Below are 22672 nucleotides of genomic sequence, written 5' to 3' on the forward strand. Positions count from 1 at the left end.
CAACAGGCACAGGCAGCATTACCCACCCGCGCCGACCTTGGGCTGGTTTTCATCTCCTCTGCCTTCGCTAGCGAATATTCCCGGCTCATGCCGCTCCTGCAAGCGCGTCTGCCTGGATTGCCTCTGATTGGCTGCGCTGGCGGCGGAATTATTGGAACACCGATCGGTAGTCCTGCGCAAGAAGTAGAAGGAGAAGCCGCTCTCAGCTTGACGCTAGCAGCGCTACCAGGGGTGACGGTTCATACCTTTCACCTCGATGCGGATGAGCTTCCGGACTTAGATAGCTCGCCCGACGCTTGGATTCGCCTGATTGGAGTGGACCCTGAAAGCCAACCCCACTTCGTTTTGCTGGCAGACCCCTTCTCGACGCGGTTAAATGATCTACTACAGGGAATTGATTTCGCCTATCCAGGCTCGTTGAAGGTGGGAGGCTTGGCAAGCGGTGGCTCCGGCAGTGGCAGAAGTGCGGTATTCCAGAATTACTCCCTTTATCGATCGGGGACTGTAGGAGTCGCTCTCAGCGGCAATATTGTGGTGGAAACCATTGTGGCGCAGGGCTGTCGCCCGATCGGTCAGCCGTACGTGGTGACCGAGAGCGAGCGCAATATTCTGCTGGGTCTAGAAGCATTTGTCCCTAGCACGGATGCCACTAGCAGTAGCTGCTCGGTTGCCGATCGACAGACTCCGCTAGAAGTGCTGCGGGACTTAATTCAGAGCCTTAGCGAGGAGGACCGGATGCTGGCGCAGAATTTTCTCTTCATTGGAATTGCCCAAAGCGCCTTTAAGCAGACGTTGGAGCCAGGAGACTTCTTGATTCGCACTCTGCTAGGAGTCGATCCCAACGCAGGCGCAATCGCAATTGGCGATCGGATTCGTCCGGGTCAGCGGATTCAATTCCATCTTCGGGATGCGCAAGCCTCTGCCGAAGATTTGGAGGTGCTGCTAGAGCGCTATCGACAAACGGATGTAGCTTCACCAGCCGGGGCGCTGATGTTTTCTTGCTTGGGACGCGGCGAAGGACTGTACGGAGAGCCAAATTTCGACTCGCGCCTGTTTCACCGCTATCTTGCAAGGGTGCCACTTAGCGGCTTTTTCTGCGATGGGGAGATTGGTCCAGTTGGCAGCAGTACGTTCTTGCACGGCTTCACTTCAGTTTTTGGCATGTTTCGTCAGCGCACTGACTAATGCGCTGACGAAACAATAGCTTTGCCATATTGTCGATCGGATGGGGAGTTCCGTCACGCTTTACGGCTCCAAAGCGCTCAAAGTACTGGCGAGCGGCAGGAGGAAAGTGGGCAAGGTCAAACACGGTGTCACCGTTAGCAATGTCTGCCCAGAAGTAGCGCAAATCAGGAGCTAGCTTTTCGGCTTCGGCAACAGACAAATTCAGCGGTGCGTCGGTCAAGAGACGAATGATAAACGGATGCGATCGCTCACTCATAAATTCCCGCGACGTGTGCTGTAGCGTCTCCCAGCCGGGAACCGACTCAACCCGACTGGACTCGACCTGCAGCCAGCGATCGCCATAGTCGTCATGCAGACTCAGTACGCGATACGGATGGGGATAGCTGACGAGCGATCCAGTCGTGATGTCATAAATTCCCTGATCAACCGCAATGTCCTGGATGTGCAGGTGTCCGGTGAATACCAGTTGGACGCCAAACTCGCGCAGCAACGATCGTAGCGCAGGCGCATTCTCTAGCATGTACCGCCGCCCCAGTCGATGGTGCGACTGCTGCGGCAGATGCTCCACAACATTGTGATGAATCATCACCAGAATGAAGTCGTGGCGAAATTCGGTTAACGTTTGCCGCAGCCACTCTAGCTGCGCGTCGTCTAACCGCCCAATCAGGTTACCCTCTGCATCGAACTGATTCGAGTTCAACCCAATGAGGCGTACTCCCGGCAAGAGCGATCGAGTGTAGTAGAGCTGCTCTGGCTGGTCATAGCCAAACGCCGTGTAGTAGTGGGGAAAGTCTGCCCAGCCGATCGATCGACCATCGCTGTGCAGCACGGGAACGTCGTGATTTCCCGGAATCACGTAGGCTGGATACGGCAGTTGTGCCAGACGCTTTGCTAGCCACGTATGGTTCTCTGCCTCTCCGTGCTGCGTCAAATCTCCTGGCAGCAGCAAAAAATCCAGATTGAGGTGGCTCAAACGCTCAAAAATGGTTTCGATCGCTGGAATGCTGACTTCCACAAGATGAAAACGGTTTGGATGCTCCCAAATTGTGTGCGGCAGCGCAATGTGAGGATCGCTAACGATCGCAAATCGGAAATGAAGGCTCATGCCTTCCAATCTACTATGGAAGTGGGGAGTGGGTAAGAAGCTAGCTCCCCTTCACTCTTTACCTTTAGGAGGTCCTGTTGTCGGTCGTTCGAGTACGCGAGCACGTTAATCCCCTTAGCAAGAAATACCAAACGCCCGTCAGTCCACCAGATTGGCAGACCGTTTATGCCCAGCCAGATCAGCCGCTACATTTAGACATTGGCTGCGGCAAGGGGCGATTTTTGCTTACGCTGGCGCAGGTGCAGCCGGACTGGAACTTTTTGGGATTAGAAATTCGGGAGCCGCTAGTAGACCAAGCGAACAATTGGCGAACCGAGGCAGGCTTGAACAATTTGCACTACCTGTTCTGCAACGTCAATAATTCTCTGCGTCCGATTTTGACATCGGTTCCACCGAACACACTGCAAAGAGTCAGCATTCAGTTTCCCGATCCGTGGTTCAAGCGCAAGCAGCAAAAGCGACGTGTGGTGCAGCCGGAACTCGTGACTGAGCTAGCGGAATTTTTGGTTAGCGGTGGCACGGTGTTTCTTCAGTCTGATGTTTTGGAAGTCGCTGAGGAAATGCGCGATCGCTTTGATCAGCATTCTGCCTTTCAGCGCCAGCAGCACGATTGGCTAGCCGTTAATCCGCTGACAGTTCCCACCGAGCGGGAAACGTCTACATTGGAGCGCGGCGAACCTGTGTATCGTGTGGTGTTCGATCGAGTGTAGGCTATTCCTTGGTCTAGATTTTGGAGATTGAATCTTCTGAAGAACCGCCCAACGGGCGGTTAGAGATTATGCAAGAATTACCTCTAAAAAACAAAAGATTGGGGTAGGTGATGCCTACCCCAATCATCGAGATGATCAACCTCGCTGAGGTCAGCGCTGACTAAACCTTTGCGTCTTCTTTCACCAACTTATCCCAGCCCAGATCCTTGAGGCTGTTGTTGCGGCGAAGCGGGCGAGTCACCAGTTCCAGAATGTCACGAGCATTGCCGAAGCCGTGAATCTGAGCAAACGTAAACTCCACCGACCACTTGGTATTGATGCCTCGCGCTTCTAGCGGATTTGCATGAGCCATGCCCGTAATCACCAGATCCACGCCCAACTCATTGATGCGCTGAAGCTGGTTGTAGTTGTCCGGCTTCTCAACAATTCTGGGTAGGGGCACGCCCATCTCCTGACACGTCTTCTCCAGCAGCGCCAGCTCTGCCGCTTGATACCGCTTATCCATGTAGGGAATGCCGATTTCGGGGCAGGTCATGCCGCAGCGAATCAGAAAGCGAGCAAGAGAAATTTCCAGCAGGTTATCGCCCATAAAGAAAACCGACTTGCCACGAATCAGCGTCAGATAATCTTCTAGGTTCGCCCAAACTTGCGCTTCCCGCTCCTCCAGTCCTTTTGGTTCAATCCCAAACACCGAGCAGATTTTCTCAATCCAAGCGCGAGTGCCATCAGGACCGATCGGGAACGGTGCGCCAATCAGTTTACATTTGCGTCGCCGCATAAAAGTCGTAGCCGTGCGGGACAAAAATGGATTCACCCCTGCCACGTAGTAGCCTTCCTCAATCACGGGTAGCTCGGTGTAGCGCTTGGACGGGAGCCAGCCAGATACTTTAATGCCCTGCTTCTTCAGTTCTAACGTTAGCTGCGTCACAACTGGGTCAGGTAAAGAGCCAAACAGCACCAGTGGTGGATGGTCAGTATACTCAGCCTCTTCTGCGACGACTTCTTCTTTCTTGCGTCCAAAATTCAGCAGCTTTGAGATGGCGTTGCGCTCTTCTTTCTCAGTTTCTGGAGCTTTATCGGGGCAGCGGTGCACCATTGCTGCCAGCACAGTATCTTCGCCTTGAGTAAAGGCGTAGTCGAGACCGTTGGCGCGAGCCACAACGATCGGAATCCCAAGCTCCGTTTCGAGTTTGGGCGCTAAGCCCTCCAAGTCCATCTTGATAATCTCGGTGGTGCAGGTGCCGATCCAGACAATCACGCTGGGATTACGATCGCGCTTGATCTGCAAGCACAGCCGCTTCAGCTCTTCGTAGTCATTCAATTGGGCGGAGATATCGCCTTCTTCGAGTTCCGCCATTGCATAGCGCGGCTCAGCAAAGATCATGACGCCCATCGCGTTCTGGAGAAAATAGCCGCAAGTTTTGGTTCCAATGACGAGAAAGAAACTGTCCTCAATCTTCTGATACAACCATGCCACACAGCTAATTGGGCAGAACGTATGGTAGTTGCCAGTTTCACATTCAAAAGTCAGCGCTTGCGGCTGTGTTTCAGCAAGGGTCATGGTTCAGGTTCCTCTCTGGAGTTAATTCGTTGGAGTCGTGGAGGATGTCAAGCTGGGTACTCATCGCCCCTAACCCCTCCGCACGCTTCATCCATGCGCGAGTGCACGTTGACGGCTTTTCGGGGAGGCAAGCGATCGTTCGTGGCGGCAGGCAGTCTTTTTGCCGAACTGTCTGCAATCTCTTTAGTGCCGTTGTTCTGCGCGATCGCCTCTAGCTGTTCATCAGGATTGAAGTTAAGACCTAATGCCATCACGATGCGATCGGGGTTACTGCTGAGGTCCACAATCAGCGGTAGGAGTTGGGTAAGCTGCGGCTCCAAAACAGACAAAGTAGCCAAAATGAAGCTAGAAGACGGGCGGCGCTGTCCCTCGCAATTAACCCAAACCCCTAAGCGGGTTAGCCAGGAACGGTTTTCTTCGTAATAGCTCAGCCACCGATCCTTCAGAGACTGACGCAAATGCTCGATATTCATAACCTTCGTTGGAGTTTTAAGTTCTGAGTCTTCAGTCACATCAGGTAACTCATAACTCATAGCGTAAAACGTCCAACGTGTTTCGTTAGACCATCATCAGATCCAACTCTTCCTCTTCAGTCCGAACTTTAGGCGTCTTCGGATTTAAGTAGAAGTCAGACAGCAGCGAGAACAGTTCGCGATCGGGGGAGTCGTTTGGCACCACGCCCTCAGGACGCGCCAAAATCTGGTCAGCAATGTTGAGGTAGTAGTCACAGACGTAGTTAAGAGACGGATCAGACTCTGCCATTTCAAACAGCGTCTTGCCCTTCACTCGAGAGACGCGGATGTCCTCAATTAGCGGCAGCACTTCTAGAACGGGCATCGGAACCGACTCAATGTATTTGTCAATTAAATCGCGCTTTGCCGTGCGGTTGCCGATTAATCCAGCCAGCCGCAGCGGATGAGTTCGGGCTTTCTCGCGCACCGATGCAGCAATTCGGTTTGCCGCAAACAGTGCATCAAATCCGTTATCAGTCACAATCATGCAGTAGTCTGCATAGTTTAGTGGAGCCGCAAAACCACCGCATACCACGTCGCCTAACACGTCGAATAGAATGACGTCGTACTCATCAAAGGCGTTCAGTTCCTTCAGCAGCTTTACCGTTTCACCTACCACATAGCCACCGCAGCCAGCGCCTGCTGGCGGTCCACCCGCCTCTACACAGTCCACGCCGCCGTAGCCTTTGTAAATAACGTCTTCAGGCCAAACGTCTTCGTAGTGATAATCCTTCGATTGCAGTGTGTCGATAATCGTTGGAATCAGGAAGCCCGTCAGCGTAAAGGTGCTGTCGTGCTTCGGGTCACAGCCGATCTGTAAGACTTTCTTGCCGCGTCGAGCAAGCGCTACAGAAATGTTGCAACTGGTCGTGGACTTACCGATGCCACCTTTGCCGTAAACTGCGAGTTTCACTCTGGTTGTCTCCTACCAATTGTCCGTCTTGTTTCGGGCGATCGGACTAAATCTGCTGAAGTGCTGGATCACCGATCGATGAATTCCCTTCTCTCAGTAGATTTTTAGTCATCCTTGCTTGCTGGGTCGCCATGTCAGCATTATGGTCGAACTTCAGGAGGAAAGAAAGAGGAGCTTCAAGTAAGTTGACAAGCTTTTCTGTGCGAGAACTGCTCTAACTAATCAGTCCGACCGTTTTTAGATTAGTTCAGTATTCATCAGCATAAACACCAGCTGAGTAGTTTTTAGGGCCATCAATATAGTAAGTGGGAACAATAGACAAACTAAGAGATAGCCGCTAACTATTTCTGAGAGCTTATTTGAAAGGCTTAACCAATGCACTTCAATCTTGCCTTTCTACTTACGGTTCGGGTGCTACGAGCAATTCGCTCCATTGAGGAACAGTCAGCCCCTCTTCATCCCGAAGTGGAGAGGGGCTAGAGTTTCCTCTTCCCTGACCGGGAGGGCGCAAGGGTAGATTCTGTAGGCCACGCTGAAATGGGAAGCGTCCTATCTGCGATCGTCGCAGCGGCGATCTGATGAGCCAAGCTCTTAGCTTGGAGCGTACTCAGCGACCCTGCTCAACTCTTTGTTAAAAATGCTGAACTTTTTGTTGGTGCGCTTCCAATTGCCGTTCCAGCTTGCTCAGTTCTAGCTTCGCTAGGCACAATGACTAAAAGCAAAAAGTCGATCGCGGTTACTCGCGATCGACTGAAAAAAGGCAGTTCTCGTGGCAGGTATCACTAATACAGGTCGTCTTCGCTGCCCACCATAAATTTTTGTAGGGAACTCAATCCCTTCTTTACCCGACGCGATACGGTTACAGCGCTAATGCCCAAACGCTCAGCCGTTTCTTTTTGAGTTAGATCGTGTAGGAAAACGAACTCCAGAATCTCGCGCGTCCGTTTCTCCAAACGAATCAACGCCTGTTGCAGCCGAATCTGATCTTCCTGTGCTAACTGAAAGCTGCGATAGCGACTATCGGGAACAATTTCTCCTAATGACGCCCCTCCACTCTCTTCATCACCTAGAGGAGCATCTAAACTAAGCAGCGTCCGGTTTTGGCACGCTAGCCTAATCTCTTGCCACTCCGACACGCTAATCTCTAACGCAGCTGCGATTTCTAAATCGGTTGGCGATCGGCGCAATTCTGTTTGCAGTTCTCGAATCACCCAAATGGCTTGCCGATGAAGCGCTTGCCAACGACGAGGAATTCGTACAGATGGGCTTTTGTCCCGCAAGTAGTGCTGAATCTCGCCGCGAATATACGGAACGGCAAACGAACTGAAGGCGTGCCCCTTCGACATGTCAAACCGCTCGATCGCGTGAATTAAACCAATGCAGCCCACCTGAATTAGGTCTTCATAGCTCTCTGTACACTGATTAATCCAGTGGTGCGCTTCCTTGCGAACCAGCCCAAAATTGAGTTCTACTAATCGATTGCGGGCCTCAGGAGACAAGGTCTGTTGGTAGTCTCGCAAGAGTTGAAGGCTCTCGCTTTTTAGTTCGTAGTTCGCGGTGATGGACATGACGAGTTTCAGTAAGAACTGTAAGTAACCGAAGAGGCGCTAACTGAGTTTTGCTCAAAAATCAGCAAAAGACTGTGACGTAGAGCATAGACTAAGCGATTTTTAAGCAAATAAGATTCACTAGACCAAGACAAGACAGATAAGCTTCAGTAAGCACAGTATCGAGACTCAGAATCGCTATCTGCTTTATACTCTTTTGATTGCAAACTAAACTTATTCTGATTACAGCTAATTCACAACGGCATTTTTACGGAACCAATCGTTGTGTAAAACGAACTTGATCGGTTTTCTGCAAATATTGAACCTCACGAAAAGCTGTATCACGATCGTTCCATCAATGCATGATAGAGATTATCCACAAAAAAGGGGCGTTCAGCCCCTTTTTTGTGGATTATTGGAGTGAAAAGCTGCTTGTATCGAATCGGTTAACCGATCGCGTTGGCTGTGAATGCCTACCAAGCTTATGCAGCAGCTTCAACTCGCGCGTAGAACAGACCGCGAATTTTGACATCACTTGCCTCGCGGGAACCCATATCGGTTTCAGAAGGTTGTTCACTCTCGAAGGTTCCAGCAACTTCGCCAGTCACGCTGTCAATCTTCGAGACTTGAAGAGAGATTCTACCCTTGTCCATCTGAAAGCGCTTAACGTTTTCCTTACGCAGTTCTTCACTGTCTGCCTGAGCAGGCAACGCAACCGCATTGTCGTAGCCAGTAGTCAAACCGCGACCTTTCGGATCAAGAAAGTTAGAAGTCCGGTAAGAAGGTACTCTGAATACGCCTTCAAAATCAGTTGATGTATTGATGCTGGTTGCGCCTGGTTGCGTGGTAGCAACTAGACTCTTAATAGTAAATAGAAAGGGAACTCGCTCACCACCGGGAAGCTGAACAGTAATTGGCTGGAAGTCAATACCGTCTTCTTCTTCAAAGGTTAAGCTTCCATCCGAATTCACGTTCAACTTGCCTTGTACAGCGTCGATCGATGACGTGTAGCGGGTCATGACCTTGGCAGGAACAAACTCAGCTTTCTGCCGCTTATTCTGACCTTCTTCTTTTACAAAGAACGTGGTCGGCTGTAGACACAGACCCGTCAACACGTAGGATTTACCAGATTCGATCGGAATTGAGCCGCGGCTTGTTTCCTCAAGTAAAGGACATGAATTTGCTAGGCCAGTGCCTCGAATCTGATCGTAGGTTAGCGACTCTCGACTGGTCGCCTGTGCGTCACCCGCGCAAGCAGTTAGCACAAAACTGAAGCAGAACGCCAATAGTGCAGCGATTAGAGCACGGTACCTCATGGACAACCTCAATATCGATATAATCTTTGCCAGTGCAATCCAGATTTGGGTTTAACAGTCTCCAGTACAACGAGTAGAATCACGTCTGACATCAAGAAGAGACAGGAAGATTCTGACCTCGCAACCGCTTAAATAATAAGCATTTGAGGTAGCCCTCTACTAGAGAGGTTCGTTAAACCACCTCCACACGTGACTAAATTCTTGTGATTCCTGGAGTGATTTAACAATGGTTTCATACAGCATTTTACATGGCAATGTCCCATTTACTTTGTTTGGCAGCACAAATTAGACCGCTCAAACTCTAGCCCAGACTATTGCACGAAAGACTTTAAACGATCGGTGTTCAGCAACGGGGCACCGCAAGAATGGGTGCCACTGACATGGTACAAATATCAAGAAACTGTAAAAAATTGTTTCGGTACCAGAACTTCGCTAAATTGGGTGAGACGGTCTATTAGGAATGCAGCGGTCATGGTTGATGCAAAGCGTGCTGGATCAGAAGCATGGCTAGAGTTAAACCTGCAAGCAACAGCTAGCAGCGTTCGAGAGCTAGCTCAACATTGCCGAGGGGACAGCCTTAAACTTTTAGCACTTCTACGACTGCTTGAGAGCCTGCATCAGGAAATTCGGGAGGGCTTATTTCAGGAGTCTCTTCCCGATAATCGCCAAGCGTTGTATAGCTTGCTGAAAGACATTGAGACGGTGGGCGGATGGCCATACATCCACCGAATGAAGCTGCAACTGCTGCTAAAGAACATTTCAACAGAGGCAAACGGTGACTTGTCGGTGTTAGTTGAGGCAACTCAAGCCCCCAACCCAAAAGACACTACTGCTCAATAAATCGAGCATATCAACAAATGAAGCGTCAAAGGTTTGAGCCTTTGACGCTAGTAGAAATGATTTCAACCGTTGCGTTAGGAGTCTTTGTTCGTCTGACTGCTTGCCGTTTGAATATAGAGAATTAACAGGAAGACTGCCGGAACTAGCACAAACAGAATGCTAGCAATAAAGCCCAGATCGTTGACTTGCATAAAACCTGCCTACCAATCACTTCAGGATCGACACCACTAGGATACCACTGCTCTGTTGAGGACAACCCGCCAAATTGCTACTGCTTGACCGCTGCTGCTTGAGCGATCGCCACTGTCGTTGCAGCGTTAAGGCTTCGTATTCACGCTTACAGGACCATGAACCATCGTCTGACAGGCAAGTCGGTAAGTTGCTGGCTTCTTCTTCAGCTTGCGAGTTTCAACCTCGGTGCGGGGCGACAAGTTTTCCATTCCCTCGACAACTTCCACGACGCAGGTGCCACACTGCCCATACCCGCCGCAGTTCATCATTTTGCCCATGAAGGTATAGAGATCAATATTGTTCTCTAGCGCCTTAAATCGCAGGTTGGCTCCGTCCGCAACGATGACCTCGCGGTTTTCCTTAACGAATTTAATAATGCCCGACTTAAATTGCTTAGGCTGGTTAGCGTTTGACTGCGGCATCGTTGGTTGTAATGGCTCTAAATCCGGAACGTCTGTTTCTAGGGGCTTTGCTAGTTCTTCCATAGGACAAAAAAGGAAAGGGTAAGTGGCTGACTTAGCAAGTTCTACTCAAGAATACTTTAATAAAACTTAACGAACAAGCAAAGTCAGTTTACAAGGTTGTTACCTGCTATCTTAAGCTCAATTCCACAACGGAAATTAGCTTTGCTTAAGAATGCGGGTACAGAGAATAATGCTGCCCTATACGGCAAGCGCGGGCAATCGCCTTTTCTACAGTATTCAGTTTTGAAGAGGTCGAGCAGAGCCACCGCAATGAACAGGCTTCCTATAGTACGCACAGTGTTGCAAGGCATAAAAATTGCTTGCAATAGCCCCTAACACTGGTTACACTTCTTTATACACTTTCATTTTCGCGATCGTGCTGTCAGATAGCGACTCACTTTCGCTTGTAAGGTTGGGGCTGAGTACGGTTGGGAACGCAAGGTTTCTGTAGGGATGGATTGATCATTTACCAAGATCCATCACTTTAATAAAATGCTTAGAAAGGCGTTGAACTAGATTTAGCAAGGAGGAGCGTAGTCGATGGGACTACCCTGGTACCGAGTTCATACTGTCCTGATCAATGATCCAGGACGACTAATTGCCACCCACCTGATGCACACTGCTCTGGTAGCAGGATGGGCAGGTTCTATGGCGCTTTACGAGTTAGCTATTTTTGACCCCAGCGATCCAGTCCTGAACCCTATGTGGCGTCAGGGCATGTTCGTTCTGCCATTTATGGCGCGTTTGGGTGTTACCCAATCTTGGGGCGGCTGGGGAATCACTGGGGAATCTGCTGTTGACCCCGGTTTTTGGTCGTTTGAGGGCGTTGCAGCTGCCCACATCGTCTTGTCTGGTCTTCTGTTTTTGGCAGCTTGCTGGCATTGGGTTTACTGGGACCTAGAACTCTTTAGAGACCCACGTACGGGCGAACCAGCTCTCGACTTGCCCAAAATGTTTGGTATCCACCTGTTTCTGTCTGGTTTGCTCTGCTTCGGCTTTGGTGCATTCCACCTAACAGGATTGTTTGGTCCGGGCATGTGGGTGTCTGACCCATACGGCTTGACCGGCAGCGTTCAGCCTGTTGCTCCAGAGTGGGGTCCGGCTGGATTTAACCCGTTCAACCCAGGCGGTATTGTTGCTCACCACATTGCAGCAGGCATTGTTGGCATCATCGCAGGGCTGTTTCACCTGAGCGTTCGTCCACCAGAGCGGCTCTACAAGGCGTTGCGGATGGGGAACATTGAGACAGTACTGTCTAGCAGTATTGCTGCTGTGTTCTTTGCTGCCTTCGTGGTTGCTGGAACGATGTGGTTCGGCAATGCGGCAACTCCGATCGAGTTGTTCGGTCCCACGCGCTATCAGTGGGATGACGGTTACTTCAAGCAGGAAATTGAGCGTCGCGTTCAAGCAGATCTTGCAGATGGCGTAGCCTTGGCTGAGGCTTGGTCAAATATTCCTGAGAAGCTTGCGTTTTATGACTATGTTGGCAACAGCCCTGCCAAGGGTGGCTTGTTCCGTACAGGTCAGATGAACAAAGGCGATGGCATCCCTCAAGCTTGGTTGGGTCATCCCGTTTTCACAGACGGTGAAGGTCGAGAACTCAATGTTCGCCGTTTGCCAAACTTCTTTGAGAACTTTCCCGTAATTCTCACAGACAAGGATGGCGTTGTCCGTGCTGACATTCCGTTCCGTAAGGCGGAGTCAAAGTACAGCTTTGAACAGGCTGGCGTAACGGCTAGCTTCTATGGCGGTGCTCTGGCTGGTCAAACTTTTGATGACCCAGCAACTGTGAAGCGGTTCGCTCGGGCGTCGCAGCTCGGTGAACCCTTTGAGTTCGATCGGGAAACCCTCAACTCTGACGGTGTGTTCCGCACCAGTCCCAGAGGTTGGTTTACCTTTGCTCACGCTACCTTTGCCCTGCTCTTCTTCTTCGGTCACATCTGGCACGGCTCACGCACCCTCTTCCGGGATGTGTTCGCGGGCATTGACCCTGACCTGTCCGAGGAGCAAGTGGAATGGGGCTTCTATCAGAAAGTTGGTGATAGAACTAGCCGCCGCAAAGAGCCTGTATAAGGCAACGGGTTAACGATTTCAGGAGGGATTCAGCGTTCTGTTAGATTCTAGAATCGGCACTCGTTCAATCCCTCTTGTTGTTTGCTTGATAGACTGTTGTTGGATGAACCGTTAGGAATTTCTGATATGGAAAGCGTTGCTTACATCCTGATTCTGGCTTTGGCGATCGGTGTTCTCTTTTTCGCGATCGCGTTTCGAGAGCCGCCCCGGATTGGAAAGTAGTTCAATCTCAAGGCATTAGCAGTTTGCTTGACTGGACCTAGCTCGTATTGCACGAGCTAGGTCTTCCACTTTGTGGCGTTTCAACTTTACCGAATCGGTTTAGAGTTGTGGTGTGTCATCATCGTCGCGGTTTAACCCGATAAGCACTGTAGTTTCGCCTAAGTTGCTCAAATCCATTGACGCTTACCATTCGCTCTGCTCAACCGGATGACCTTGTTGAGCTAGTTGAAATTCTCCACACAAGTTTTTATTCCAACACTGGGATATGCTGCTGGCTCCAGCCACTATTGCGCCTTGGAATGTATGAAGACATGCGGCAGCGGTTACAAAAGCTGTCCACCTCCCATCAAATTATTTTAGTTGCGATCGCTGAGTCGAATCGAGACGCGCGACAATCACAAATTGTGGGGACTGTAGAAATTGATTTACTGCCAGTGCCAGTCTTACCGTTTCTTGAGTCTCATAGCCCCTACGTCTCGAACTTAGCCGTGAAGCGGGAGTACCGTAGGCAGGGCATTGCTCAACGATTGCTTGCTGCTTGCGAACAAATTGCCATAGAGCAAGGGTTTCAAAACCTCTATCTTCATGTTCAGGACAAAAACGATGTTGCAAAGCAGCTCTACACTAAGGTAGGCTACAGCACACACAAGCCAACTTATTCTTGGCAAGACTGGCAACCGTGGCGCTTTGGAAAGATGCTCTTGCACAAGCAGCTTGACGCTTTAAGTAAAGAGCGACACAGGGTAATTTAAGTCACTTGAACGACGAATCCTCTTAGAGCCACTTTATTTATTCTTAACAAAAGTGAGCCATTTATGTTGCTAATGTAAACTTCTTTCAAGTTCAACACCCTATAGCAATCGATGGATGCCATAGAATAAGGTTACGTTGCTTGAGTCTATTAGTTCATTAAATTGTAGAGTAACTGCAAATAAATGCTGTAGGCGTCGACGATCCGTCCTGGTGCACGCCACGTGAAATGGTTAATTGTGGAGTACGGTTTTGAGGAACAGTCGAGTCAGCAATGATGCTGCACATGGCTTTCAGTGAGTGTGCTGTGTTGCCGTGCTTCCGCAAGCAGTCCCAGGACTTCAATAGTATGAAAGATGAAAGCCTGAGCGGTCATCAAGATCTGATTGAGTATCCAAGTAACTGTAGAGAGATTCTAGCTCAATTGAGTAGCGGTCAGCTTCTAATGGTGAATAGCCGCAGGCGCAACGGGCTAATTATATACAAGCGGTTTCATGCAGAGTTTGCAGGACCGGGGGCAGCTGTTGGTAGCTTCTTCGATGTGGATTGCCAGCGAGTAATTCCAGTGGGTGATTTGTCGCTCGTTCATCCAGAAACACAGGAAGAGCGGCAAAAGGCATACCTCATTCGCCGGCAGTGGATTCGATTAACTCAGCAATTCACCGATAATCCAGTGCCTCTGCAGCGGGCGCAGATGATTCTGAATCAGTTTGAGAATTACTTTAGTCAAGACACGATCGCCCAGCTACCTGACGAAGCATTTGCACTGCTGGTTGGAGTGCTGCCGCAAACTATTAGAATGCTGCGGCGAGATCCAGAAGGCTCACAGCGCCAAAGCAAGCCGTGAGTCAAATCTACAGAAGTGCACTAATTTTGGTGCAGCCGGAAATGCTTGACTAAGCAGGATAAATTCGCAGGCGACGATTGGGTTCTTCACCAAAGCTGCGGGATTTGAGATGGTAGTGCTCCACCAACTCATGCTGCATCTTACGTACCGTTGCAGAACGCGGCAGCAGTTCCACAGGTTGCCCCTTGGGAATAACGATTTGCTCGACTGCCAGTCGTGCTTCCTCCAGTGCCTCGATTTCGTCATCGCTGCCGCTCTGAGAGAACAAACCAAGATCAGAAGCATCGGGTACGTTGGGATCGTCTATATCCAACATGCGCCGCAAGCCGCGAGCAATTTGAGGAATCGTACTGGCTTTGATAGTGTGAATGGGAATTTGGCGCGCTTTAGCAATTTGACGCAGCTTCGAGTGATTCTTAACGTGCGATCGCAATGCTAGAACTGCATCAGCGTTGTCAATGTCTTTAGTTAGCACAACAGGTAGATTCAGCGTCTGAACAATCTGCTCAAGCTGCTGACGGCTGACGGCATACGGATAGATATACAGCAGATCCTCACCGTTTGGACCCAAACGCGGTAGTCCTTCACGAGTTTCCTCTAGAGCATTTCCATCCAGAGACTCGTGTTGAAACGAAATATTGGTTTCATGTACGGTGAAATCTTGAAGGGATTGGTCCAGCAATCGCTCAAACTGCTGCTCCTCAGAACTGAGTTCCGGTTGTCGCTGGCTAGATAACGGACGCATTTGCCCTGCCGATCGCCAACCTCTCGGAGCGCGTCCCCGGTTCGTTGATCGATCGTCGGTAGCACTACCTCGACTAGCAAACTGACTAAACGGGCTACGCACTGGAGTCAGTGAGGGACGGTCCGGTCCTGCGGGTGCGCCTGGAGCGGCACTAGAAAGTTCATGGGTGATGACGACTTTGCCCGTTTCACTAACAGTACGAACTTGGGGATTGGGCAACCGGCCCCGCAGGAGGCTGTCGATTGTCTCCGCGACATGCTCATGCACAACCCAGCGCTGCCGCTCTAGCATTTCTACAGCAATGTCAAATGTTGGAGGTGCTTTTCGCTCCAGCACGCTTTTTTGACTACCGCGTCGTCGTGCCTCTTCATCTCCTAACGTGACGGATTGAATGCCACCGATCAAATCCGAAAGCGTAGGGTTCTTAACTAGATTCTCAAGTCGATTACCGTGAGCGGTTCCAACAAGCTGCACTCCGCGCTCCGCGATCGTTCGAGCGGCAAGTGCTTCTAGCTCCGTGCCAATTTCGTCAATTACAATCACCTCTGGCATGTGGTTTTCCACCGCCTCGATCATGACTTGGTGTTGCAGCTCAGGACGGGCAACTTGCATCCGCCGTGCCCGACCGATCGCTGGATGAGGCACATCACCATCCCCAGCAATCTCATTCGAGGTGTCGATGATGACTACGCGCTTTTCTAGCTCATCTGCCAGGACTCGTGCAATTTCCCGCAGCGCCGTTGTTTTACCAACGCCAGGACGCCCCAGCATCAGAATTGATCTGCCGCTTTCCACTAGGTCACGAATCATGCCGATCGTGCCAAAGATCGCCCGACCCACTCGGCAAGTTAAACCAATAATTTCTCCCCGCCGATTTCGCAGCGCGCTAATGCGGTGGAGCGTCTGCTCAATACCCGCTCGATTGTCACCGCCAAAGTCGCCTACCCTCGCAATGCAGTCATTGATATCCGCTTGAGACACGGGTGTCTCAGATAAGTACTCCGCTCGTCCTGGAAATCGAGCTTCTGGACGGCGACCCAGGTCCATTACAACTTCAATGAGCGCATCGCGCTGAGGATGTTGCTCCACTGAATGTCGAATCGACAACGGCAAAATATTCAGCAACTTAATCAGGTCGTCTGTAATCTGCATGGTTTCAGGAGCGCTGGCGACAACAGTGGCAGGATCATCGGGAGAGCCTTGTGCAACATTGTTACTAGCTGGTTGCAGCGGCTCAGAACCTTCTTTGCCAGAAAAGTAGATGCTATCGTGATTTACCATTTAAGCGACGAGAAAAAGAACAAAAGAAGAACAAATTAGCCGTTGGGGACTAAGTTTGGTAGCTTAAGCTGAGAGACCAGAGAACTTGCCAGATCTAGAGCCCTCGAAAGCAACTCTGGTGAATCTTCTAAATTGGCAGACTGAGCAGGTCTACTACCTAACACAGATGTCGAGCAAGCTTTGCTAGCACTTTGGGCCTGCGGCTGAGGATTGCCGCTCGTCGTATTGTCTGTCTCCAGCATTTCTAACTGATTGAGAATTGGCAGAAGCAGCGTCCGAGCAAAGCTGCCATACGCAATACCAGCGATGCAGGAAGACTGTGTCAAGCGCTCACTGAATCGATCGCAGTTAAGCAGTCCTAGCGATCGCAATTTTGTAACCGTGTGCTGGTTGGTTCCGCCCGCTAGCTGCACATACCCTGGCAGTTTTGCTGCCAACACTTTCTGCCCTAGCTTGACGGCTGCTCTGGTTGTACCTGCCCCAATATCTCCACTCATTGGGCGACCGTCCGTTTGCCAAATGAGCGGACAGGCAAGTGGAGAAATCAGATCGTACAGCGTCCGCAAGTACTCAATTAAGCCCTCTCCGTCCGGGCAGCTAATGGCGACAAGCTTGAGATTACTAATCCAGGGGGCAATCGCTAGCCACAGGCGTCGAAAATCCTCAACTCGCCCAACCTGCGTGTGAATCTCAATTGCATCAACCCCTGCTTGCAGCACCAGTGGGGCGATCGCGTCAGGTGTAGACACATGGGAACTTGTGGAGATATGCTGAATTGGGCACACGGGCAGGCAGCGACCGCAGCCGTAACAGCGATCGCGGATGACCCCGGAGAAGCTTCGGTTTGCAACCTGAGTATCAAAGACGATCGCTTGTGCTGGACAAATGCGCTCACAAGGACGGGCACAATCGGCTGGACAGACGGCAGCGTTGAACTCGGCCTTGCGGAAGTGCGGGTCTTCGCCGTCATTGAAGCTAACCATGAGCCACGGCGGCGTTAATGTTTGGCGGAGCAACTGCGGAAGCGTTTCCGCAACGTCGAAAGCAGCTTGTAGCCCAATTTTTGCAGCAGAAATAACAGCTGGATCAGCAGCGACATCAATACAGTCAGCTCCCGCCAGCGTATACGTCAATACAAGATTCCGAATAGCAGGGAGGTGCTGAAAGCTGGCTCCACAGATTAGCTTGAACCAGTGACCTTCCCTTAGGGATCGCAGAGGGTAGTACAAATCGTTCACCCCTCCATGCTAATGCGCCCCGCAAAAAATTACGAGGCGCGATCCAAAATCTTTTATTTTTGCCAGCTCAATGTCCTGACATCACTAGGCTATTGCAGAGCAGATGCCCGAGCAGTGCCGACAGCTAGGCCGACAGCGCTTGCTTTAGAGGAACCCACCGAAAGATGCGATCGCCTCCAATCTCCACAGCGATTTTCAGGCGCGGCTCGGCAGCGGGAAGATTCACCAGAAATTCAATTTCCTGACTAGACAGAATGTGTCCTTCAATAATCCACAGCAATAGCCCCTTCGACTTTGGAGGAAGCTGCTCAATCTGGTAGCTCACTAGGGGAGGCAAATAATACGTGTATCCAACCGCTGCTCCCGCACCGCTACTTTTCTTGCCCAAGTGCGGTGGGCGAACGCCATGCACGCCTGTCAAATACGCGGCTAAGTCTCCCAAGCCCCGCGCCGTAATGCTGAGCGACGTATAGCCTGCGGCGCGAAGTCGCCGCCGATACCGCCCCTCAAAGCCACCCTCTAGCGGCACGTATAACCCCAGCGCCCCTGACTGCTCTAAATCGCGAATTAACTGGTTGCCAGTCGTGATCAGTGCCATAGTTGCGCATCCTACTTAACGTTTGCTAATCAGGGGTCAATTGAGTCATAAACCGTAACCTTATAGTAAGCCAATCTCTATTACTTGAGTAGAGCGCGAGGTATGGGGATTGTTGCCGGAAGTAATCGACAAATCTTTATAGATTGCTAGACAATCTGAGGTTGTTTGTCTTATATTAGGTAACTGCCGCTATTTTAGACCGAAGCGTTTTGGCAGCCGAGCTGCTCGGTGCCAATGGCCTTGTGTAAAGGGGATACTGAGTGGCTTGCTTCTCAAGTCCTATCAAGGATATCTGCGGGTAGCGGAATTCGCGGTCTCTGTATTGCGAAGCGGACTCAACGATTTATAGGTCTGTTTAAGCCTTGCCTCCGGGAGCTTCTTGGAGAAGAGGTTTGATGTTTAAGCTACGAATGTTATTAAGGTAGGAAGGCTGACCGAAGAGGAGAGGCCTTGCCTACTGTGTAGTGTGTAGAAATGGAGTCCTACCGTGTCTATCGGTATTCTTGGCACCAAGCTTGGCATGACCCAAGTGTTTGATGAAGTGGGAAAGGCAATTCCTGTCACCGTTATTCAAGCGGGTCCTTGCACGGTCACGCAGGTCAAAACCGCGCAAACAGACGGCTATGCTGCGATTCAGGTTGGATACGGTGAAGTTGCCCAGAAGGCACTCAGCAAACCAGAGTTGGGACACCTTACCAAGTCTAATGCTGTTCCTCTACGGCACCTGCACGAGTACCGCTTGGACAATTCGAGCGAGTTTGAGTTGGGTCAGCAGATTAAAGCCGATACGTTCTCTGCCGGTCAAATCGTTGATGTAATTGGCACAAGTATTGGTCGCGGCTTTGCAGGTTACCAGAAGCGTCACAACTTCAAACGTGGACCAATGGCACACGGTTCTAAGAACCACCGTGCGCCTGGTTCTACCGGAGCGGGTACAACTCCGGGTCGGGTGTATCCGGGCAAGCGCATGGCAGGACAACTGGGCGGGTCTCAGGTAACGATTCGCAAGCTAACAGTGGTTCGCGTTGATGCCGATCGTAACTTGCTGCTGATCAAAGGCGCAATTCCGGGTAAGCCAGGTGCCTTGGTGAATGTAGTACCGGCTAAGCAGGTTGGTCGTTAGGGAGCGCCTTGATTGGCTGAGCGCAGACATTCGTCAAAGAGACAGGGGGAGAACTATGGTTGATTGTGTTGTGAAAGACTGGCAGGGAGCAGACGTTGGTACGGCGTCGTTGGATTTGCGGGTTGCCAAAGAAGAGAGTGCAACTCACATTGTCCATCGTGCGCTAGTTCGTCAGATGGCAAACGCTCGGCAAGGAACCGTTTCTACAAAAACCCGAGCTGAGGTCAGTGGAGGCGGACGTAAGCCATGGCGGCAAAAGGGAACTGGGCGCGCTCGTGCGGGATCAAACCGTTCTCCTCTCTGGCGGGGTGGCGGCGTCATCTTTGGTCCTAAGCCTAGAGACTACGAGCAAAAAATGAACCGAAAAGAGCGCAGGCTAGCGCTACGAACTGCATTTCAAGGTCGGGTAGATGACCTGGTTGTCGTGCAGGACTTTGCTGATAAGCTGCCGCGCCCTAAAACTAAAGATCTCGTACAGGCGCTGACTGGATGGGGAGTTGAGCCGGAGTCTAAGGTACTGCTAATTCTGGCAGAGCGTAGCGAGAACATTTACCTGTCAGCTCGAAATATTGAAAAGCTGCGGTTAATCTCCGCTAGTAACTTAAATGTGTTTGATTTGCTGGCAGCCGATCGAATTGTCGTAACAGCGCCTGCTCTCGAAAAAATCCAGGAGGTCTACGGTGCCTGAAATTGACGCTCGCAAACTGGCGGATTTAATTCATCGCCCAATTATTACTGAGAAAGCGACGCTGCTGCTGGAGAACAATCAGTACACGTTTGAGGTTGTTCCCAAAGCGACGAAGCCTGAAATCAAGGCCGCGATCGAGATGCTCTTTGATGTCAAGGTTGTTAGCGTGAATACTCATAAGCCGCCGCGCAAAACTCGGCGCGTTGGTAAGTTCATGGGGCATCGTCCATCGTTTAAGCGGGCGATCGTGACGCTAGCATCTGGAGACTCGATCACCCTGTTCCCAGAAGTTTAGATATCGTCCGACACCTGTTGCGGTTACTTCCTCTCTGCTGTCCCCTACTAAGAGCTTTCTGTTATGGGTATTCGCTTTTATCGACCCTACACCCCTGGTACGCGCGAACGTGCGGTCTCTGATTTCGCTGAGGTGACTCGCAGTGAACCAGAGAAGTCACTGACGGTCTCTGTGCATCGGCCTAAAGGGCGAAACAATCGGGGCGTTATAACTTGCCGTCATCGGGGCGGTGGGCACAAGCGTCTCTACCGCATCATTGATTTTCGCCGCGATAAGCACAACGTTCCTGCCAAGGTCGTTTCGGTGGAGTACGACCCGAACCGGAATGCGCGGATCTCGCTGGTTTACTACCAGGATGGCGAGAAACGCTACATTCTTTATCCGGCAAACCTAGCGTTAGGTACGCTAATTCGCTCTGGTCCTGACGCGCCGATCGAAGTCGGCAATGCGCTGCCGCTCGGCAACATCCCCTTGGGAACAGTCGTTCACAATGTCGAGCTTGTTCCTGGCAAGGGCGGGCAGATTGTCCGGGCCGCAGGGGCTAGCGCGCAGGTGGCTGCGAAAGAAGGAAATTTTGTCACGCTCAAGCTGCCGTCGGGTGAGGTTCGCCTAATTCGGCGTGAGTGCTATGCCACCATCGGTTCCGTTGGCAACGCCGATGTTCGCAACACCAGCTTCGGCAAAGCAGGCCGCAAGCGGTGGAAAGGTCGGCGACCAGAAGTACGTGGTAGCGTGATGAACCCAGTCGATCACCCGCATGGTGGCGGTGAAGGTCGCGCACCGATCGGACGTTCTGGACCCGTGACGCCATGGGGCAAACCTGCCTTGGGCTACAAGACGCGCAAGAAGAAAAAGCTGAGCGATGCGCTAATTATCCGCCGCCGCCGCAAATCGTCTAAGCGCGGCAGAGGCGGACGCGATTCATAGAATTAGGGAGAAATACAAAGATGTCTCGCTCACTCAAAAAAGGTCCGTTTGTTGCCGATCACCTGATGCAAAAGGTTGAGGCAATCCGAGCAAGGGGTGACAACCAGGTTATTAAAACCTGGTCCCGTGCCTCAACGATTCTGCCGCAGATGATTGGTCTGACGATCGCGGTTCACAACGGACGGCAGCACGTTCCGGTCTACGTTACTGAGCAAATGGTGGGTCACAAGCTTGGCGAATTCGCCCCTACCCGAACCTTTCGGGGACATGCAGGCGGCGACAAAAAGGCACGTCGATAGATTCGCTAATTGCTGGTAGCTGCTAACTATTGGCTAAAGGAGAAAAAATGGCTATTGATACTACCACAGAAGTAAAGGCGATCGCTCGATACATCCGAATGTCTCCGCATAAAGTGCGACGCGTGCTGGATCAAATTCGAGGACGCTCCTACCGGGAAGCCTTGATAATTCTGGAATTCATGCCTTACCGAGCGTGTGAGCCAATCCTGAAGGTTCTGCGATCGGCGGCAGCAAACGCAGAACACAACCAGGGCTTGAACCGAGCTGACCTTTTGGTCAGTCAGGCTTATGCCGATCAAGGACCAACCTTAAAGCGCTTTCGCCCACGGGCACAGGGGCGTGCCTATCAAATCCGCAAGCCCACCTGCCACATCACAGTCGCCGTTGCTCCCGGTGCAGGAACCGACGAGTAATTCAACATCATTCACATGCCACTGCTTAAGCGAGGACGCATTCGTGGGACAGAAAATTCATCCAACTGGCTTTCGCCTTGGAGTTACGCAAGAACATCGATCGCGCTGGTATAGCGACATGAGTCGCTATCCAGAGCTGCTACAGGAAGACTTCAGAATTCGTCGTTTTGTACAAAAAAACCTCAGTAGTGCCGGTATTTCTGAAGTGCGAATCGAGCGCAAAGCAGACCAAATTGATTTAGAAGTCCGCACGGCTCGACCCGGAGTGGTCGTTGGTCGGGGCGGAGCGGGAATCGAGTCGCTGCGAGCAGGACTCCAGCAGGAATTGGGCAGTAGCGATCGTCAAATCCGCATTAACGTGGTTGAAGTCGCCAGAGTAGACGCAGACGCCGCCTTAATTGCAGAATACATTGCTCAACAGCTAGAGCGACGTGTGTCATTTCGGCGCGTTGTTCGTCAAGCAATGCAGCGGGCTCAGCGGGCAGGAATTGAGGGAATCAAGGTCCAGGTGAGCGGTCGCCTTAACGGAGCAGAAATTGCCCGTCCAGAGTGGACCCGCGAAGGTCGTGTTCCTCTGCATACGCTGCGAGCGGACATCGACTACGCCTACTGCACCGCTCAAACCATTTACGGCACGTTGGGAATCAAAGTTTGGGTGTTCAAAGGCGAAATTATTCCCGGACAGGAAGAGCAGCCTGCGCCTGCCGCTTCAAAAGCTCCTCGTCGTCAGCAGCGTCGTCGCCAGCAGTTTGAAGACCGATCGAACGAATCATAAGGAATGAAGAGCAG

25 protein-coding genes are annotated in these 22672 nt (G+C 51.3%); 14 read left to right on the forward strand and 11 right to left on the reverse strand.

Features of this window, described 5'->3' with window-relative positions:
- Positions 1-1185: FIST N-terminal domain-containing protein (locus tag H6F43_RS08975; protein WP_190342448.1), on the forward strand; the 1185-nt coding region annotated here is incomplete at its 5' end.
- Here the strand turns inward: H6F43_RS08975 and H6F43_RS08980 are convergent.
- Positions 1145-2290 (reverse strand): metallophosphoesterase, encoded by a 1146-nt coding sequence (locus H6F43_RS08980; RefSeq protein WP_190342449.1) that lies wholly within the window; start codon positions 2288-2290, stop codon positions 1145-1147. The genes H6F43_RS08975 and H6F43_RS08980 overlap by 41 nt on opposite strands.
- Before the next feature lie 77 nt (positions 2291-2367).
- On the opposite strand from H6F43_RS08980, the gene trmB reads away from it, so the two are divergent.
- Positions 2368-3000: a tRNA (guanosine(46)-N7)-methyltransferase TrmB gene (gene trmB, locus H6F43_RS08985; RefSeq protein WP_190342450.1), complete on the forward strand. Its 633-nt coding sequence runs from the start codon at positions 2368-2370 to the stop codon at positions 2998-3000.
- A gap of 160 nt (positions 3001-3160) precedes the next feature.
- Here trmB and H6F43_RS08990 read toward each other — a convergent pair whose 3' ends face one another.
- The 5 genes from H6F43_RS08990 to H6F43_RS09010 form a co-directional block, all read right to left on the reverse strand.
- Entirely contained in the window at positions 3161-4561 is a 1401-nt protein-coding gene (locus tag H6F43_RS08990; protein ID WP_190342451.1) for a ferredoxin:protochlorophyllide reductase (ATP-dependent) subunit N, read from the reverse strand.
- A 47-nt stretch (positions 4562-4608) separates the two neighbouring features.
- Positions 4609-5094, reverse strand: a complete 486-nt coding sequence (locus tag H6F43_RS08995) for a DUF5331 domain-containing protein (protein WP_242025451.1) — start codon at positions 5092-5094, stop codon at positions 4609-4611.
- A 25-nt stretch (positions 5095-5119) separates the two neighbouring features.
- Entirely contained in the window at positions 5120-5986 is an 867-nt protein-coding gene (gene bchL / locus H6F43_RS09000) for a ferredoxin:protochlorophyllide reductase (ATP-dependent) iron-sulfur ATP-binding protein (protein ID WP_190342452.1), read from the reverse strand.
- 782 nt (positions 5987-6768) lie between these two features.
- Positions 6769-7554 (reverse strand): RNA polymerase sigma factor SigF, encoded by a 786-nt coding sequence (locus H6F43_RS09005; protein WP_190342453.1) that lies wholly within the window; start codon positions 7552-7554, stop codon positions 6769-6771.
- Positions 7555-8015: 461 nt separating this feature from the next.
- A complete protein-coding gene (locus tag H6F43_RS09010) occupies positions 8016-8849 on the reverse strand; it encodes a photosystem II manganese-stabilizing polypeptide (protein ID WP_190342454.1) in 834 nt (277 codons plus the stop codon).
- A 471-nt stretch (positions 8850-9320) separates the two neighbouring features.
- On the opposite strand from H6F43_RS09010, the gene H6F43_RS09015 reads away from it, so the two are divergent.
- On the forward strand, positions 9321-9689 hold the full coding sequence (locus H6F43_RS09015) for a hypothetical protein (protein ID WP_190342455.1): 369 nt from the start codon (positions 9321-9323) through the stop codon (positions 9687-9689).
- Between the two features lie 74 nt (positions 9690-9763).
- Here the strand turns inward: H6F43_RS09015 and psbM are convergent, their stop codons facing one another.
- Positions 9764-9880, reverse strand: coding sequence for a photosystem II reaction center protein PsbM (gene psbM / locus H6F43_RS09020; protein WP_190342456.1), 117 nt, complete (start codon positions 9878-9880; stop codon positions 9764-9766).
- Between the two features lie 126 nt (positions 9881-10006).
- Positions 10007-10342, reverse strand: coding sequence for a 2Fe-2S iron-sulfur cluster-binding protein (locus tag H6F43_RS09025; protein WP_190342494.1), 336 nt, complete (start codon positions 10340-10342; stop codon positions 10007-10009).
- 582 nt (positions 10343-10924) lie between these two features.
- Between H6F43_RS09025 and psbB the strand changes: the two genes are divergently transcribed.
- From psbB to H6F43_RS09045, 4 genes are all read left to right on the forward strand, one after another.
- Complete coding sequence (gene psbB / locus H6F43_RS09030) at positions 10925-12457, forward strand: photosystem II chlorophyll-binding protein CP47 (protein WP_190342457.1); 1533 nt, start codon at positions 10925-10927, stop codon at positions 12455-12457.
- Positions 12458-12583: 126 nt separating this feature from the next.
- Positions 12584-12679: a photosystem II reaction center protein T gene (locus H6F43_RS09035; protein ID WP_006635641.1), complete on the forward strand. Its 96-nt coding sequence runs from the start codon at positions 12584-12586 to the stop codon at positions 12677-12679.
- A 176-nt stretch (positions 12680-12855) separates the two neighbouring features.
- Positions 12856-13431 carry an N-acetyltransferase gene (locus H6F43_RS09040; RefSeq protein WP_190342458.1) on the forward strand — a complete coding sequence of 192 codons (576 nt, stop codon included), beginning with the start codon at positions 12856-12858 and terminating at the stop codon, positions 13429-13431.
- Positions 13432-13778: 347 nt separating this feature from the next.
- On the forward strand, positions 13779-14276 hold the full coding sequence (locus tag H6F43_RS09045) for a hypothetical protein (protein ID WP_190342459.1): 498 nt from the start codon (positions 13779-13781) through the stop codon (positions 14274-14276).
- 49 nt (positions 14277-14325) lie between these two features.
- Here H6F43_RS09045 and H6F43_RS09050 read toward each other — a convergent pair whose 3' ends face one another.
- From H6F43_RS09050 to H6F43_RS09060, 3 genes are all read right to left on the reverse strand, one after another.
- A complete protein-coding gene (locus H6F43_RS09050; RefSeq protein ID WP_190342495.1) occupies positions 14326-16173 on the reverse strand; it encodes a R3H domain-containing nucleic acid-binding protein in 1848 nt (615 codons plus the stop codon).
- 164 nt (positions 16174-16337) lie between these two features.
- Positions 16338-17540, reverse strand: coding sequence for an LdpA C-terminal domain-containing domain (locus H6F43_RS09055; protein WP_190342460.1), 1203 nt, complete (start codon positions 17538-17540; stop codon positions 16338-16340).
- A 124-nt stretch (positions 17541-17664) separates the two neighbouring features.
- Complete coding sequence (locus H6F43_RS09060; protein WP_190342461.1) at positions 17665-18138, reverse strand: NAD(P)H-quinone oxidoreductase subunit N; 474 nt, start codon at positions 18136-18138, stop codon at positions 17665-17667.
- Between the two features lie 487 nt (positions 18139-18625).
- Here H6F43_RS09060 and rplC point away from each other — a divergent pair, with 487 nt between their 5' ends.
- From rplC to rpsC, 7 genes are all read left to right on the forward strand, one after another.
- Positions 18626-19261: a 50S ribosomal protein L3 gene (rplC, locus tag H6F43_RS09065; protein ID WP_190342462.1), complete on the forward strand. Its 636-nt coding sequence runs from the start codon at positions 18626-18628 to the stop codon at positions 19259-19261.
- A 55-nt stretch (positions 19262-19316) separates the two neighbouring features.
- A complete protein-coding gene (rplD, locus tag H6F43_RS09070) occupies positions 19317-19949 on the forward strand; it encodes a 50S ribosomal protein L4 (RefSeq protein ID WP_190342463.1) in 633 nt (210 codons plus the stop codon).
- Complete coding sequence (locus H6F43_RS09075) at positions 19942-20244, forward strand: 50S ribosomal protein L23 (RefSeq protein ID WP_190342464.1); 303 nt, start codon at positions 19942-19944, stop codon at positions 20242-20244. Before rplD ends, H6F43_RS09075 begins: the two co-directional genes overlap by 8 nt.
- 63 nt (positions 20245-20307) lie before the next feature.
- A complete protein-coding gene (rplB, locus tag H6F43_RS09080; protein ID WP_190342465.1) occupies positions 20308-21171 on the forward strand; it encodes a 50S ribosomal protein L2 in 864 nt (287 codons plus the stop codon).
- A 20-nt stretch (positions 21172-21191) separates the two neighbouring features.
- Positions 21192-21470 (forward strand): 30S ribosomal protein S19, encoded by a 279-nt coding sequence (gene rpsS / locus H6F43_RS09085; protein ID WP_190342466.1) that lies wholly within the window; start codon positions 21192-21194, stop codon positions 21468-21470.
- Positions 21471-21517: 47 nt separating this feature from the next.
- Complete coding sequence (rplV, locus tag H6F43_RS09090; protein ID WP_190342467.1) at positions 21518-21883, forward strand: 50S ribosomal protein L22; 366 nt, start codon at positions 21518-21520, stop codon at positions 21881-21883.
- A 43-nt stretch (positions 21884-21926) separates the two neighbouring features.
- Entirely contained in the window at positions 21927-22658 is a 732-nt protein-coding gene (rpsC, locus tag H6F43_RS09095; protein ID WP_190342468.1) for a 30S ribosomal protein S3, read from the forward strand.
- The last annotated feature ends 14 nt before the right edge of the window (positions 22659-22672 follow it).

This window comes from Leptolyngbya sp. FACHB-36 (genome assembly GCF_014695955.1).
GTDB lineage: Bacteria > Cyanobacteriota > Cyanobacteriia > Leptolyngbyales > Leptolyngbyaceae > FACHB-36.

Bases quoted from the DNA above. Each gene is read 5' to 3' on its own strand.
- H6F43_RS08980 (WP_190342449.1), bottom strand. From the start codon at position 2,290: ATGAGCCTTCATTTCCGATTTGCGATCGTTAGCGATCCTCACATTGCG.
- H6F43_RS08990 (WP_190342451.1), bottom strand. From the start codon at position 4,561: ATGACCCTTGCTGAAACACAGCCGCAAGCGCTGACTTTTGAATGTGAA.
- H6F43_RS08995 (WP_242025451.1), bottom strand. From the start codon at position 5,094: ATGAGTTATGAGTTACCTGATGTGACTGAAGACTCAGAACTTAAAACT.
- H6F43_RS09005 (WP_190342453.1), bottom strand. From the start codon at position 7,554: ATGTCCATCACCGCGAACTACGAACTAAAAAGCGAGAGCCTTCAACTC.
- H6F43_RS09010 (WP_190342454.1), bottom strand. From the start codon at position 8,849: ATGAGGTACCGTGCTCTAATCGCTGCACTATTGGCGTTCTGCTTCAGT.
- H6F43_RS09015 (WP_190342455.1), top strand. From the start codon at position 9,321: ATGGTTGATGCAAAGCGTGCTGGATCAGAAGCATGGCTAGAGTTAAAC.
- psbM (WP_190342456.1), bottom strand. From the start codon at position 9,880: ATGCAAGTCAACGATCTGGGCTTTATTGCTAGCATTCTGTTTGTGCTA.
- H6F43_RS09025 (WP_190342494.1), bottom strand. From the start codon at position 10,342: ATGCCGCAGTCAAACGCTAACCAGCCTAAGCAATTTAAGTCGGGCATT.
- psbB (WP_190342457.1), top strand. From the start codon at position 10,925: ATGGGACTACCCTGGTACCGAGTTCATACTGTCCTGATCAATGATCCA.
- H6F43_RS09035 (WP_006635641.1), top strand. From the start codon at position 12,584: ATGGAAAGCGTTGCTTACATCCTGATTCTGGCTTTGGCGATCGGTGTT.
- H6F43_RS09045 (WP_190342459.1), top strand. From the start codon at position 13,779: ATGAAAGATGAAAGCCTGAGCGGTCATCAAGATCTGATTGAGTATCCA.
- H6F43_RS09050 (WP_190342495.1), bottom strand. From the start codon at position 16,173: ATGCAGATTACAGACGACCTGATTAAGTTGCTGAATATTTTGCCGTTG.
- H6F43_RS09060 (WP_190342461.1), bottom strand. From the start codon at position 18,138: ATGGCACTGATCACGACTGGCAACCAGTTAATTCGCGATTTAGAGCAG.
- rplD (WP_190342463.1), top strand. From the start codon at position 19,317: ATGGTTGATTGTGTTGTGAAAGACTGGCAGGGAGCAGACGTTGGTACG.
- rplB (WP_190342465.1), top strand. From the start codon at position 20,308: ATGGGTATTCGCTTTTATCGACCCTACACCCCTGGTACGCGCGAACGT.
- rpsS (WP_190342466.1), top strand. From the start codon at position 21,192: ATGTCTCGCTCACTCAAAAAAGGTCCGTTTGTTGCCGATCACCTGATG.
- rplV (WP_190342467.1), top strand. From the start codon at position 21,518: ATGGCTATTGATACTACCACAGAAGTAAAGGCGATCGCTCGATACATC.